14 protein-coding genes are annotated in these 13,927 nt (G+C 72.1%); 6 read left to right on the top strand and 8 right to left on the bottom strand.

Features of this window, described 5'->3' with window-relative positions; genetic code table 11:
- Window positions 1-13: 13 nt before the first annotated feature.
- The 5 genes from ABZ915_RS21385 (at window position 14) to ABZ915_RS21365 (ending at window position 6,188) form a co-directional block, all read left to right on the top strand.
- On the top strand, window positions 14-1,528 hold the full coding sequence (locus ABZ915_RS21385; RefSeq protein WP_361805200.1) for an MFS transporter: 1,515 nt from the start codon (window positions 14-16) through the stop codon (window positions 1,526-1,528).
- Between the two features lie 204 nt (window positions 1,529-1,732).
- On the top strand, window positions 1,733-2,494 hold the full coding sequence (locus ABZ915_RS21380) for a DeoR/GlpR family DNA-binding transcription regulator (RefSeq protein WP_361805197.1): 762 nt from the start codon (window positions 1,733-1,735) through the stop codon (window positions 2,492-2,494).
- Complete coding sequence (pfkB, locus tag ABZ915_RS21375; protein WP_361805194.1) at window positions 2,491-3,438, top strand: 1-phosphofructokinase; 948 nt, start codon at window positions 2,491-2,493, stop codon at window positions 3,436-3,438. Before ABZ915_RS21380 ends, pfkB begins: the two co-directional genes overlap by 4 nt.
- A gap of 310 nt (window positions 3,439-3,748) precedes the next feature.
- The gene (locus ABZ915_RS21370; protein WP_361805192.1) at window positions 3,749-5,809 is read left to right on the top strand and encodes a fructose-specific PTS transporter subunit EIIC; all 2,061 of its coding nucleotides are present in this window, start codon (window positions 3,749-3,751) and stop codon (window positions 5,807-5,809) included.
- A gap of 109 nt (window positions 5,810-5,918) precedes the next feature.
- A complete protein-coding gene (locus ABZ915_RS21365) occupies window positions 5,919-6,188 on the top strand; it encodes a hypothetical protein (RefSeq protein WP_361805190.1) in 270 nt (89 codons plus the stop codon).
- 25 nt (window positions 6,189-6,213) lie between these two features.
- Here the strand turns inward: ABZ915_RS21365 and ABZ915_RS21360 are convergent, their stop codons facing one another.
- The 3 genes from ABZ915_RS21360 to ABZ915_RS21350 form a co-directional block, all read right to left on the bottom strand.
- On the bottom strand, window positions 6,214-6,960 hold the full coding sequence (locus tag ABZ915_RS21360; RefSeq protein WP_361805187.1) for a DUF6227 family protein: 747 nt from the start codon (window positions 6,958-6,960) through the stop codon (window positions 6,214-6,216).
- 157 nt (window positions 6,961-7,117) lie between these two features.
- Complete coding sequence (locus ABZ915_RS21355; RefSeq protein WP_361805184.1) at window positions 7,118-8,338, bottom strand: Ig-like domain-containing protein; 1,221 nt, start codon at window positions 8,336-8,338, stop codon at window positions 7,118-7,120.
- A 141-nt stretch (window positions 8,339-8,479) separates the two neighbouring features.
- Window positions 8,480-9,526 (bottom strand): P1 family peptidase, encoded by a 1,047-nt coding sequence (locus tag ABZ915_RS21350; RefSeq protein WP_361805182.1) that lies wholly within the window; start codon window positions 9,524-9,526, stop codon window positions 8,480-8,482.
- Between the two features lie 53 nt (window positions 9,527-9,579).
- On the opposite strand from ABZ915_RS21350, the gene ABZ915_RS21345 reads away from it, so the two are divergent.
- The gene (locus ABZ915_RS21345) at window positions 9,580-9,756 is read left to right on the top strand and encodes a hypothetical protein (protein ID WP_361805179.1); all 177 of its coding nucleotides are present in this window, start codon (window positions 9,580-9,582) and stop codon (window positions 9,754-9,756) included.
- Window positions 9,757-9,789: 33 nt separating this feature from the next.
- Here ABZ915_RS21345 and mscL read toward each other — a convergent pair whose 3' ends face one another.
- From mscL to ABZ915_RS21320, 5 genes are all read right to left on the bottom strand, one after another.
- The gene (gene mscL / locus ABZ915_RS21340) at window positions 9,790-10,248 is read right to left on the bottom strand and encodes a large conductance mechanosensitive channel protein MscL (protein WP_361805176.1); all 459 of its coding nucleotides are present in this window, start codon (window positions 10,246-10,248) and stop codon (window positions 9,790-9,792) included.
- A 102-nt stretch (window positions 10,249-10,350) separates the two neighbouring features.
- On the bottom strand, window positions 10,351-10,833 hold the full coding sequence (locus tag ABZ915_RS21335) for a hypothetical protein (RefSeq protein WP_361805173.1): 483 nt from the start codon (window positions 10,831-10,833) through the stop codon (window positions 10,351-10,353).
- Window positions 10,834-11,164: 331 nt separating this feature from the next.
- Window positions 11,165-11,998: an S-methyl-5'-thioadenosine phosphorylase gene (locus ABZ915_RS21330; RefSeq protein WP_361805171.1), complete on the bottom strand. Its 834-nt coding sequence runs from the start codon at window positions 11,996-11,998 to the stop codon at window positions 11,165-11,167.
- A gap of 76 nt (window positions 11,999-12,074) precedes the next feature.
- Complete coding sequence (locus tag ABZ915_RS21325) at window positions 12,075-12,398, bottom strand: FmdB family zinc ribbon protein (protein ID WP_361805168.1); 324 nt, start codon at window positions 12,396-12,398, stop codon at window positions 12,075-12,077.
- A gap of 67 nt (window positions 12,399-12,465) precedes the next feature.
- Window positions 12,466-13,734: an MFS transporter gene (locus ABZ915_RS21320; protein WP_361805165.1), complete on the bottom strand. Its 1,269-nt coding sequence runs from the start codon at window positions 13,732-13,734 to the stop codon at window positions 12,466-12,468.
- Between the last annotated feature and the right edge of the window lie 193 nt (window positions 13,735-13,927).

The raw sequence follows: 13,927 nt of genomic DNA, 5'->3' as shown, positions 1-13,927 counted from the left end.
CTACCTTCTCTGCATGACCTCCACCGAGACCCTCAGCACCGCCCGGCCGGCGGTGGCCGACCGCCGCCGCTGGTTCGCTCTCGCGATCGTGATGACCGCCGCCTTCATGGACCTGGTCGACGTCACGATCGTCAACATCGCGATCCCCTCCATACAGCGGGACGCCGGCGCGTCCTTCAGCCAGATCCAGTGGATCACCGCCGGTTACGCCCTCGCCTTCGCCGCGGGCCTGATCACCGGCGGGCGGCTCGGCGACATCCACGGCCGCAAGCGGCTGTTCCTCGTCGGCATCGGCGGCTTCACGCTCGCGTCGGCGCTGTGCGGCTTCGCCGCGAACCCGGAGATGCTGGTCGCCTCCCGCATCCTCCAGGGCGCGATGGCGGCGATGATGGTGCCGCAGGTGCTGTCGATCGTGCACGCCACCTTCCCGGCGCACGAGCGGGGCAAGGTCTTCGGGCTCTTCGGCGCGATCGTCGGCCTGGGCGCGGTGTCCGGCCCGCTGCTGGGCGCGCTGCTGACGGAGTGGAACCTGTTCGGGCTCGAATGGCGGCCCATCTTCCTGATCAACCTGCCGGTCGGCGTCGTCGCCTTCCTCCTCGGCCGCCGCTTCATCACCGAGTCGAAGGCCCCCAGGGCGCTGAAGCTGGACCTGGTCGGTGTCGCGCTGGTGACGCTGGGGCTGCTGATGCTGCTGTATCCGCTCACCCGGGGCCGTGAGCTGGGCTGGCCGCTGTGGGGGTACGTGTCGATGGCCGGTGCGGTCGTGGTCTTCGCGGCGCTGGTGGCGTACGAGCGGCGCAAGAGCGCGCGGGACGGCTCGCCGCTGGTCGAACTGTCGCTGTTCAAGGTGAAGAGCTTCGCGGCGGGCATCGCGGTGCAGACCGTGTTCGGCGTCGGGCTCGGTGTGTTCTTCCTGGTGTGGACGCTGTACATGCAGGTCGGCCTGGGCTGGAGCCCGCTGCGGGCCGGGCTGACCGGGGTGCCCTTCTCGATCGCGGTCTCCGTGGCGGCCGGGATGTCCGTGCAGAAGCTGGTGCCGCGCTTCGGCCGCAAGGTGCTCCAGGCCGGCCCGTTGCTGATGGGCCTCGGCGTCCTGATCTACATCGGGGAGGCCCACCGGTACGGCCAGGGCATCGCCTCCTGGCAGATGGCGCTCCCGCTGGTGGTCATGGGCGTCGGCATGGGGCTGATCGTGGCGCCGCTGACGGACGCGGTGCTCTCCGAGGTGCCGCGCGAGCACGCGGGGTCGGCGTCCGGGCTGATCAACACCGTGCAGCAGATGGGCAACGCCCTCGGGCTGGGGCTGGTGTCGGTGGTCTTCTTCGGCTCGATCGGCGACGACCTGACCCCGCCGCGGGTGGGCCCGGCGTTCGTGGACGCCTTCCAGCACGCGCTGGGCTGGGTGGCGGCGGTGATGGGCGTGATCTTCCTGTTGATGTTCGCCCTGCCCGAGCGGCCGGCGCAGCACGTGGAGGGCGGGGAGTCTCCGCTCCCGGTGGAGGAGAAGGAGCGGGAGCTCGTCTCCTGAGTCCTCCCGAAGAAGGGCCCGGCGTCTGCGCAGGCGCCGGGCCCTTTCGTGTACCCGTCCGGGAGGTGTACCCGTCCGGGGGGAGGGAGAGCCGGAAGTCCGTTCATGCCCGAATGAGGTCCGAACCTGTTTACTTTCCGGAAATGCGGGCGTAGCCTCGCCGGTGAAACCACACGTTCGGGCATGAGTCGGAGGTGAACGGACATGTACGCACCGGAGCGGCAGCAGGAGATCCTCCGCCTCGCCCGTGACGGCGGCCGGGTGGACGTGGTCTCTCTCGCCGAGGAGTTCCAGGTGACGGCGGAGACGATCCGCCGCGACCTGAAGGCGCTCGACCGTGCCGGCCTGCTCCGCCGGGTGCACGGCGGTGCCATCCCGGCCGGACGACTCGACTTCGAGCCGGACCTCGCCGAACGCGAGGGCACGGCCGCCGACGAGAAGGAACGCATCGCCAAGGCGGCCGTCGCCGAACTGCCGACCGAGGGCACGATGATCCTCGACGCCGGCACGACGGTCGCCGGTCTGGCCGCGGCCATCCCCCTGGAGGCGCGGCTCACCGTCGTCACGCACTCCCTGCCGATCGCGGCCCGCCTGGCCGACCACCCGGGCATCCAGCTCCACCTGGTCGGGGGGCGCGTACGGCACCGTACGCGCGCCGCCGTGGACGCCTGGGCGCTGCGCGCGTACGGCGAGATCCGCGCCGACGTCCTGTTCGTCGCCGCCAACGGCTTCTCCGCCGAGCACGGGCTGACCACCCCCGACCTCGCCGAGGCCGCCGTGAAGCGGGCGGCCCTCGTCGCCGCCCGCCGGGTGGTGCTGCTCGCCGACGCCACCAAGCACGGCCAGGAGCACTTCGCCCGCTTCGGCGACCTGAGCGACGTGGACCTGCTGATCACCGACAGCGGGCTGAGCCCCGAAGACGCCGTCGCCATCGAGCGTGGCGGCACGGAAGTAGTGCGTGCATGATCCTCACCGTCACCCCGAACCCGTCCCTCGACCGTACGTACGAGGTCCCCTCGCTGGACCGCGGAGAGGTCATCCGCGCCACCGGTGAACGCATGGACCCCGGCGGCAAGGGCGTCAACGTCTCGCGTGCCGTCGCGGCCGCCGGGCAGCGCACCGTCGCAGTGCTGCCCCTGGGCGGTGCGCCGGGGGCGCTCGTCGCGGATCTGCTGGACGCGCAGGGCATCGAGGTCGCGCCGGTCCCGGTCGCCGGGGCCACCCGCTCCAACATCGCGCTCGCCGAGGCGGACGGGGTCCTGACGAAGATCAACGCGCCCGGTCCGGAGCTGTCCGCCGAGGAGCAGGAACTGCTGCTGGACACGGTCCGCGCGCAGTCCGGTGACGCCGCCTGGATCGCGTGCTGCGGCAGCCTGCCGCGCGGCCTCGCCCCGGCCTGGTACGCCGACCTGGTCGCGCGGGCGCACGCCGCCGGCAAGCGCATCGCCCTGGACACCTCCGGGCCCGCGCTCCTGGAGGCCCTGCGGGAACGCCCGGACGTGGTGAAGCCGAACGCCGAGGAGCTGGCGGAGGCCGTCGGGCGTCCCCTGGCGACCGTGGGCGACGCGGTGAAGGCGGCCGAGGAACTGCGTGAGAAGGGTGCGCAGGCCGTGCTCGCGAGCCTGGGCGCCGACGGTCAGCTGCTGGTGGACGGCACGGGTGCCTGGTTCGGCAGCGCGCGGGTAGACGCGGTACGCAGCAATGTGGGCGCCGGCGACTCCTCGCTCGCCGGTTTCCTGATCGCCGGTGGCAGCGGCCCCGAGGCGCTCGCCTCCGCCGTCGCGCACGGCGCGGCTGCCGTCCAGCTGCCCGGCAGCGTGATGCCGACCCCGGCCGACCTGGACCCGGCGGCGGTGACGGTCACGAGGGAGGTCCCGGTGGACCGTGAGCTGACGGAGCCGGTGTCATGAACGTACGTACGACTGCTGCGCCGAGCGCGACAAACGCGACAAACGCGCCGAACACGATGACCGCTCTGAGTACGACGTCCGCTCTGAGCACGACGTCCGCGCTGAAACGGTTCCCCATGAAGCGGCGAGGGCTCCCGTTACTCGCCGCGACCGCCGGCCGGCAGGGCACCCTGAGCCGCTCCGCCGGCCCGCGGAGGCGGGGCTTCCCCGGTCCCGCCTCCGCACCCGGAACCGCCACCTCTCACAGCACCCCCGTCCCCATCCCCGCGCACCCCACTCCCCGGGCGATACGCGTGCGAAGGAGCCCGCGATGAGCGAGATGATCACCGCGGATCTGGTCGACCTCGACCTGTCCGCCGACACGAAAGAAGCGGCGGCGCGCGCCCTCGCCGAGCGCATGGTGGCCCTGGGCCGGGTGACCGACCTCGAGGGCTTCCTCGCGGACGTGGCCGCTCGCGAGGCGCAGATGCCGACCGGCCTCGACGGCGGCATCGGCATCCCGCACTGCCGCAGCGAGCACGTCACCGAGCCGACCCTCGCCTTCGGGCGCAGCACGGCCGGGATCGACTTCGGCGCGGCCGACGGCCCCGCCGACCTGATCTTCCTGATCGCCGCGCCGGCCGGTGCCGACGACGCCCATCTGACGATCCTGTCCTCGCTGGCCCGGCAGCTGATGAACGCCGAGTTCACCTCCGCGCTGCGTTCGGTGGGCGACGCCACCGCGGCCGCCGCGCTGATCCGGGGCGACGAGGCGGCGGCCGAGGCGGCCGAGACCGCCGGAGCGGCCGGTTCCGAAGACTCCGCTGCGGCGTCGGCGGCGGCCTCCGCCGACGCCGCAGCGGTCAGCACGGCCCCCGCCGCGGCGGAACGGCCGTTCCGTGTCGTCGCCGTCACCTCCTGCCCGACCGGCATCGCCCACACCTACATGGCGGCCGAGTCGCTGGAGACCGCCGGCCATGAGGCGGGCATCGAGGTCGTCGTCGAGACGCAGGGCTCGGCCGGATTCACCCGGCTCGACCCGGCGGTGATCGCGGCGGCGGACGGCGTGATCTTCGCCCACGACGTGCCGGTACGCGAGAAGGACCGCTTCGCCGGGAAGCCGACCGTCGACGTCGGCGTGAAGGCGGGCATCAACCGGCCCGGCGAGCTGATCACCGAGGTCCGCGGCAAGGCGGAGCGCGGCGAGGTCACGATGGCCGCGGCGGCCGGTACGCCGGTCGAGCGGACCGGTGACGTCACCGAGGGGTACGGCACCAAGCTGCGCAAGTGGCTGATGTCCGGCGTCAGTTACATGGTGCCGTTCGTCGCGGCGGGCGGTCTGCTGATCGCCCTGGGCTTCGCGATCGGCGGCTACCAGATCAAGTCGGCGCCCTCGGTCATGGACCACTTCGTGTGGACCCAGTCGCACAGCTGGGCGGCCCTGATGTTCCAGATCGGCGCGGTGGCCTTCGGCTTCCTCGTCCCGGTCCTGGCGGGCTACATCGCGTACGGCATGGCGGACCGGCCCGGCCTGGTCCCCGGCTTCGTGGGCGGCATGATCGCCTCCACGATCAACGCGGGCTTCCTCGGCGGTCTGGTGGCCGGTCTGCTCGCCGGTGGCGTGGTGATGGCGATCCAGAAGATCAACATCCCGAAGGTGCTGCGCGGCATCATGCCGGTGGTGGTGATCCCGCTGATCTCCTCGGCGATCGTCGGGTTCCTGATGTTCGTGGTCGTCGGCAAGCCCATCGCGTCCGCGCAGAAGGGCATGACCGACTGGCTGGGCGGTCTCTCCGGCGCCAACGCGCTGCTGCTCGGCGCCCTGCTCGGCCTGATGATGTGCTTCGACCTCGGCGGCCCGGTCAACAAGGTCGCGTACACCTTCGCCACGGCCGGTATCGCGGTCTCCAGCCCCAGTGACTCCGCGATGAAGGTCATGGCGGCCGTCATGGCGGCCGGTATGGTCCCGCCGCTGGCGATGGCCCTGGCCACGACCGTGCGCGGCAGGCTCTTCACCCAGACCGAGCGCGAGAACGGCAAGGCCGCCTGGGTGCTGGGCGCCTCCTTCATCACGGAGGGCGCGATCCCGTTCGCCGCGGCGGACCCGCTGCGCGTCATCCCGTCCGCGATGGTCGGCGGCGCGGTCACCGGCGCCCTGTCGATGACCTTCGGCGCCACGCTGCGCGCCCCGCACGGCGGCATCTTCGTGGTCCCGCTGATCGGCAACGCGTTCCTCTACCTGATCGCCATCGCCGTCGGCGTGTGCGTGAGCACGGCGGCGGTCGTCGTCCTCAAGGGGATGCGCAAGCAGGCCTCGGAGGCCGCGGACAGCGGGTCGGCGACGGGTGCGGCCACCGCGGCGGCGGAGCGGAAGCAGCCGGTCGCGGCCTGACGGGCCGGCACGCCCTGTCCTATTAGGGCGCTGTGAGCCGTTCACGGCACCTGCGAGATACATCACGGTCCGGGACCAAAGTCCCGGACCGTGGTGTGTACTGGGGCGTATGCCCGCACACGTCTCGATCCTCCAGCCGGTGGCGGTGATCCTCCTCGCCCTGGTGACCGCCGCCTGGGTGACCGTCGTGACGGGCATCCTGCGGCGCCGCCGCTTCCAGGCCGCCGCACGGCGCGCCCACCGGCCACCGAGCGCTCCCCCGGACCTTCCCGGCCTCCCGGACCAGCGACAGGCCGGCCCCGAACTGGAGACCGTGGAACTGACCCCGGCGGAGAAGGACGCCTTCGCCGGTCTGATACGGCGGTTGGACCGGCCCTGAGCCGAAGGACTTCGGCGGGCTCGGCTCAGGCCTGCTGGGCCGCCCGGCGCTCCATGGCGTCGCGGGCCGCGTCCTCCGACGCGTACACCTCGCACATATGGCGCCCGTCGGGCGTGGCCGTGTGCTCGACCTCCCAGAGGGAGAGCTCCTTGCCGTCGTGCAGCAGGAAGGCGTGCTCGTAGAGCGAGAAGCTCAACGCGCCCCGGCAGGCCCGCCCAGGGCGGCCGAAGGCCTGCGTGATCTGGTGCGCGAACGCCGTCGCCACCAGCGCCGCCGTCTCGGCGTCCGGCCGGTCCGGGTTCTCCGCGCGGCGCAGCAGCCGGCGCGCGTGGTCCGCCGAGTTGTCCGGTGCGTACACATGACGGGGCTCGGGGAGCGGGGACAGCTGCGTCAGCACCGGCAGTTCAAAGTCCGGCGCGTCCGCCGGCAGCGGCAGCCGGGCCGTGGCGGCGCGCAGCTCCTCCTCGTCCACGTACACCTCGTGCTGCGGCTCGCTGCCGGGCGCGGTGTTGTGCACCAGCTCCCACAGCGTGACCGCCGAGCCGTCGGCGAGCAGCCAGGTGTGCCGGTACGTCTCGCGGTGCAGCCCCGCGCTGTGGTGGGCGGAGTGCAGCGAACCGTCGTGCGCCAGCGGGCAGTCCAGCTGCCGTATGACCTCGTCAGGCAGCTCGAAGGAGTTCAGGGCACGACCGAGGAGTCGCGCGAGGTGCTCCTCCGGAGACTCGGGCGACTCGGCTGGTTCGTACGCTGCTGTCTCGTACGGAACGCTCAAGGCTTCTCCCGGCGTTGCTGCATGTCACCTTGTGGGTGCATACCGTAGCCCCTCGGTCGGACATCATGTCCGGGAACCGAGAAAACGTGTGCCGGGAAAACGCGCGGGCCGCGCGGAATGTTCCCGCGCGGCCCGATCTTGCGTCAGAAACCGCCGGTCAGGCGTCACTTCCCGCGGTCCACTCGCTCCAGGACATGTTCCAGCCATTGAGCCCGTTGTCCGGGGCGACCGTCTTGTCCGGGGAGTTCTTCACGACCACGACGTCGCCGATGAGGGAGTTGTCGAAGAACCACTTGGCGGTGGTGTCGCCCTGGGCGCCCTGCACGTCCGCGAGCCCCACGCAGCCGTGGCTGGTGCCCTCACGGCCGAAGGGCGGGTTGCCCTGGTTGTACCAGTAGTTGCCGTGGACGAAGGTGCCGGACTCGGTCAGGCGCATCGCGTGCGGCACGTCCGGGATGTCGTACTCGCCGCCGAAGCCGACCGTCGAGCCGTTCATGCGGGTCTGCACGAACTTCTCGGAGATCACCATCTGGCCGTTGTACGTGGTGTGCTCCGCGCTGCCCGCCGAGATCGGGATCGACTTCAGGGTCTTGCCGTCACGGACCACGGTCATCGTCTCCGTGTTGGCGTCGACGGTCGAGACCTGCGAACGCCCGACGGTGAAGGTCACCGTCTTCTTCTGCACGCCGTAGACGCCGCTCGCGCCCTGGACGCCGTCCAGGTCGATCTTCATCGTGACCTTGGAACCGGCCTTCCAGTAGTCCTGGGGCCGGAAGTCGAGCCGCTGCGCGCCGAACCAGTGCCCGACCACCTGCTGTCCGCTGCTGGAGGAGACGGTGATGTGGGACTTGACGGCCTTCTTGTCGGTGATGGCCTTGTCGAAGGTGAAGGACACCGGCATCCCGACGCCCACCGTGCTGCCGTTGTCCGGCGTGTAGGTCCCGATGAAGCTGTTCGAGGTCGTGACCGTGGTGAAGATGGAGTTGGCGGCGGCCGTGCGTCCGTTCCCGTCCTTCGCGGTCGCCGATATCTGGTACTTCGTCCCGCGCTCCAGCTGTGCCCCGGGCTTCCAGCTCTTGCCGTCGCCGGATATCGAGCCCCGCACGGCCTGTCCCGACCCCGCCACGGTCATCTTCACGTCGGTCAGCCTGCCGTCGCTGACCTTCACGCCGGTGGCGTTGATGGACGCGCTGGTCGAGCCGTCCTTCGCCGAGATGACGATCTTCGCGGTGGACGTCTTCGAGGAGGCCTTGCCGCCCTTGCCGTCGTTGTTGTCGGCGCTGGCGTCGCCGCCGCACGCGGTGAGGGTGAGGGCGCCGACCATCAGGGCGGCACAGGCCACCAGTGCGCGCCGCGCTGAAATGTTCGGCGTTGTCACGGGCTGCTCCAGGTTCGTGTGTCGTGCGTGATCCGCTTCAGTACGTGAACGGAGAGGCAGCCGGGCGTGGTTGAGGTTCCCTCCGTTCCCGGTGAAGGTCACCGCGTGACAGAACCAGGACAATCGAAGCGGTTCGGGGATCTACGTCCTGCCGTCGCGGGCCCCGTACAGCTCCTCGTACGACGGCCACGTCCCGCCCGGTCCGGCCACCGGCTCGGCGGCGCGTACGGCCCGGACGATCGCGCGGGTCACCAGGTCCGCGCCGGCCGCGAGGACGGCGTTCAGCGCGAGCGGGTCCTCGTCGGGGCCGGCGTGCGGGCGGGCGCCCGTGGCCAGGGCGAACACCGTGTCACCGTCGTTGAGCAGATGGACCGGACGGACGGCACGGGCGATGCCGTCGTGGGCGGTGCCGGCCAGCTTCTGCGCCCGCGCCTTCGACAGGTCCGCGTCGGTGGCGACGACCGCGAGCGTGGTGTTGAGCGGCGGAAGCGCGTTGCGTGCCGCGGACTCGGCGATGCGCCCGAGCGCGGCCTCGTGGACCCGTGCCTCCGGGTATGCCACCCGGCCCTCGAAGAACTCCCCGTACAGCACCCCCGTTTCCGGATCCACCGCCGACCCGGCGGCGTTGACCACCACCAGCGCGGCCACCGTGATCCCCGTGTCCAGCACCGTGCTCGCGGTGCCGACCCCGCCCTTGAGCGCACCCACCACGGCACCCGTACCGGCGCCCACACACCCCTGGGGGACCGGCGCCCCGGGCGCGCTCGCCGCGGCCGCCTCGACCGCCGCCCGCCCGGTGGCCGCGTCCGGCCGGGCCCGGAAGTCCCCGCCGCGGCCGAGGTCGAAGACACAGGCGGCGGGGACCACCGGTACGACGTGCGCCGGATCCGCGCCGACCCGCACCCCGCGCCGCCGCTCCTCCAGCCAGGCCATCACCCCCGACGCCGCGTCCAGCCCGTACGCGCTGCCGCCGGTCAGCACGACGGCCTCCACCTTCCGCACCAGGTTGCGGGGATCGAGCGCGTCGGTCTCCTTGGTGCCGGGGCCGCCACCGCGCACATCGACCGCGGCGACCGCCCCGCCCTCGGGCGCGAGCACGACCGTCGTACCGGTGAGCCGGCCGTCGCCGACCCTGGTCGCGTGTCCCACCCGCAGGCCCATGACGTCCGTCAAAGCGTCAACTGTCATGCGGGCAGTCTGCCCGGACCGGGACGCCCGGGGCGGCCCGTACCCTTGAGGGCATGAGCACCGCCCCCGCCCCCGAGCCCCGCGAGCCGAAGCCCGCGCTGTTCTTCGACGATCCGCTGGACCAGCAGTCCTCGGACGACACCGACCGCGGATGGGGCGAGCGAGGCGAATCGGACAGCGCGGGCGACCTCAAGCGCTTCCTCGACGAGAAGCCGCCCCACCACATCTGAACCGGCCCCGCCGCCCCGGAGCCGGGTGCCCCGTTACCGCTGGCCGGGGCCCGAGGCGCGCTCGGCTGCCAGCAGGTCGCGGATCTGCTCGAGCACCTCCAGCTCGGTCACCGGCACGACCTCCTTCGTGCCCTCCCGGGCCTTCCTGCGGGCCTCTATCCGGGCCAGGTACCTGGACATCGGCAGCACCATCAGGAAGTACACCACCGCACCGGTGATCATGAAGGTGAGCGTGGCGCCCAGGACGGATCCCCACATCAGCCGGATGCCGTGGGTGCCCTTGCACGACGAGCTCAGGCACGAGCTGTAGTTGTCCAGGTTCTGCGTACCGACCGCGCCGACCAGCGGGTTGATGATCCCCTTCACCACCGAGTTGACGATGTTCGTGAAGGCGGCGCCGATGACCACCGCGACCGCCAGATCGACGACGTTGCCGCGCATCAGGAAGGCCTTGAAGCCTTGCCAGACGCTCGGTTCCTTCTGCTCGCTCACCTCGGGGCCTCTCTTCGTATGCACAGGGTGTGGAACAAAACGCTCCGCAACCTACGGCACGACGAGGTGTCCCTGTCCACCGAGGTGGCCCGGGTGAGAGGCTCAGCACAGTGTCACCGCCAGCCGTGCCGTCGCGCTCGCGCCGACCAGCCGCGCCGCCGTGGGCCGCGGCACCGCCAGCACCACCAGCGCCCCGCTCTCGACGGCGCCGTCCAGAGCGCGCGGCACCTTCGTCACCCGCGCCCCGCGCGCGACCACCCGGGCGTCGCCGCCCGCGGCCGGGTCCTCGGCGGCGATGACGTCGACCCGGTCGCCGGGCCGCAGCAGCCGCACGGTGGCCGCGTCGGCGATCCGGACCGGTGCCGTCACCAGCTCGGCCGCGGGCTGCCGTCGTACCGGACCGGTCACCGGATGCCCGCGGGCCCGCCCTCCGCGATCCGGCTCCGGCGCGGTGCGCGGTCCCGCCGCCACGAGCGCCGCCGCGGTCACGGCGAGGCCGACCGCCAGGGCCCGCCTGCGGTGCCGCACCAGGCGCTGTAGCTGATACCGCCCGCCGCGCACCCGTACCGGTGCGAAGTGCGGCACCTCGCACGTGGCGGGGGCGTCGGTGCCGGGCGGGCGCGGGGAGGTGAACGACGGCGATGGGAGGGAGGGCGAAGGGAGGGCCGGCGAAGGAAAGGAGGGCGAGGGAGGCATGTGCACGAGGACCACCACCTGCGGCGAGGAGACGAGGAATCGGCTTGCGATCCCACGATGAGGCCTCGCGCCGAAGCTCGCCGGGGCCGGTGGACGACCGGCGGGTTGTGGAAAACCCGCCCACCCGAACGCGCGCTTCCGCCACCGCGGCACTACGGCGCCCGCGTCGCCACGGCACCCGCGTCGCCACGGCACCCACATCGCCACGGCACCCACGTCGCTACGGCAGCACGAACCCCGGGTCCATCCCGCCCAGCGCGTTCACGCACAGGCAGTCCCGCCCCGCGGTCTCCGGCAGGGCCGCCACCGCGTCGAACAGCACGCCGCGCAGCCGCTCCACGTTGGCCGAGAACACCCGCAGCACCTCCTCGTGCGAGACGCCCTCGCCGGTCTCCGCGCCCGCGTCGAGGTCGGTGACCAGGTTCAGCGAGGTGTAGCAGAGCTCGAGCTCACGGGCGAGCGCGGCCTCGGGATGGCCGGTCATGCCGACCACCGACCAGCCCTGCGCCTGGTGCCACAACGATTCCGCACGGGTCGAGAAGCGCGGGCCCTCGATCACGGCCAGCGTGCCGCCGTCCACGGGCTCCCAGTCCCGCCCGCGTGCCGCCTTCAGCGCGGCGGCCCGACCGGTGGGGCAGTAGGGGTCGGCCAGCGACACGTGCACGACGTTCGGGATGGTGCCGTCCGGCAGCGGCAGCCCGTCGAAGTAGGAGTTCGCCCGGGATTTCGTACGGTCCACCAGCTGATCCGGGACCAGCAGCGTGCCGGGCCCGTACTCGGGACGCAGGCCGCCCACCGCGCAGGGGCCGAGGACCTGGCGGACGCCGACGGACCGCAGCGCCCAGAGATTGGCGCGGTAGTTGATGCGGTGCGGCGGCAGATGGTGGCCGCGGCCGTGCCGGGGCAGGAAGGCGACCCGACGGCCGGCGACCTCGCCGAGGAAGAGGGAGTCGCTGGGCGCCCCGTACGGGGTGTCCACCTGGATCTCGGTCACGTCCTCGATGAACGAGTAGAAGCCGGAGCCGCCGATTACACCGATCTCTGCGTTCGCCATGAGCAGCACACTAGCCGTCCCCACAGACGCCGAAGACCCCGCCGTCCTACGACGGCAGGGTCCCGTAAGGAATCGGTCAGGCGGCGGAGCTGCTGGTGGAGCTCGAGGACGAGGAGCCCGAGTCGCTCGACGAGGACGACGTCGACGATGAGGACGAAGAACTCGGGGTGCTCGACGAGGACGAGCTCGACGACTTCGAGGCCGGGCTGCTGCTCGACGACGAACCGCGACTGTCGTTGCGGTAGAAGCCGGAGCCCTTGAAGACAATGCCGACCGCCGAGAACACCTTCTTCAGGCGGCCACCGCAGTTGGGGCACTCGGTCAGGGCATCGTCGGTGAACTTCTGCACCGCCTCGAGGCCCTCGCCGCACTCGGTGCACTGGTACTGGTAGGTGGGCACTGTCTTCCTCCTGGCACTCTCACTCGATGAGTGCTAACGACGATCCATAGTGACGTATTCCGGGGGATCAGTCCACCGTCACCGGCAAGCGGTGACCGACGCCACGTGCGACTGTGCGCGTCTGGGGCCGGGCGGCGAGCCGCGACCGCAGGGCCGCCAGGGTCGCCAGGGCCAGCAGCGTACCGGCCGCCGGGACCAGGAAACCGGCGCCGTCCCAGAGGCGGTCCTCCAGCTGTCCGGCGACGGTGACGGCGGCCGCCTGGCCGAGCGCGACCGCGCCGGTCAGCCAGGTGAAGGCCTCGGTGCGGGCCCCCGCGGGGACCAGGTCCTCGACCAGGGTGTAGCCGGTGATCAGGGAGGGCGCGATGCACATGCCGACCAGGAGGCCGAGCCCGGCGAGGAGGAGCACGGAGTGGGCCGTCCAGAGGGCGGACGCGGTCAGCGCGAGGGCCGTGTAGCCGAGGACGAGGCGCCGCTGCGGGGCGATCTTCCAGGCGAGGGTGCCGCAGACGACGCCGGAGAGCATGTTGCCCGCGGCGAAGGTGCCGTACAGGACGCCGTTCAGGCCGGGCTCGCCGATCGACTCGGTGAACGCGGCCAGTCCGACCTGCATGCCGCCGAACACCGATCCGATGCCGAGGAAGGTCACCGCCAGCACGCGCACACCGGGGACGCGCAGCGCGGAGGCGTGCTTCACGCGCGCGTGCCCGGCGTCGGCGCCCACGGGAGGCTGGGTGCTCTTCCGCGCGGCGAACAGCAGACCGCCGACCAGCGTCAGCGTCGCCTCGGTGACCAGGCCCGCCGCCGGGTCCAGGGCGGTGCACAGGGCGGTCGCCAGCAGCGGGCCGACGACGAAGGTCAGCTCGTCCGTGACGGACTCGAAGGCCGCCGCGGTGGTCATCAGGGGCGAGTCCTGGAGCTGCACGCCCCAGCGGGCGCGCACCATCGGGCCGATCTGCGGCACCGAGGCGCCGGTCGGCACGGCCGCCGCGAACAGCGCCCACAGCGGTGCGTGGGCCAGCGCGAGTGCCGTCAGGGCCAGGCCCGACACGGCGTGCACGAGGACACCGGGCACCAGGACCGCGCGCTGGCCGTAGCGGTCGGCGAGGCGGCCGCTGTAGGGCGCGAACAGTGCCATGGAGACGCCGGTGGCGGCCGCGGCGGCGCCGGCCGCGCCGTAGGAGCCGGTGGTGTGCTGCACGAGCAGCACGATGGAGATGGTGAGCATCGCGAACGGCTGGCGCGCGGCGAAGCCGGGGAGCAGGAACGTCCAGGCGCCGCGGGTGCGCAGCAGCTGTCCGTATCCGGGGCGCTCGGTGGTGACCGTGGATTCCACGGCCCGTGCCTTTCTGCCGCCTGGTAGCGCGTCCCCTCATCAGGTCAGGGGGCACCGAGAGCTGTCCTCTTGCGCGGAACTGCGGTAGATACCGGCACCCACTGCGGGAGCACCCGGCCGCCATACGGTCGCGCCAGCTCTGCGTCAGGCAGAGTTGGTTCGATCAGGATCCTACAGCCTTCACTCTACAGGG

The sequence above is a fragment of the Streptomyces sp. NPDC046915 genome (assembly GCF_040644935.1).
Taxonomy (GTDB): domain Bacteria; phylum Actinomycetota; class Actinomycetes; order Streptomycetales; family Streptomycetaceae; genus Streptomyces.
This window is presented reverse-complemented; position numbering and strand designations above follow the sequence as displayed.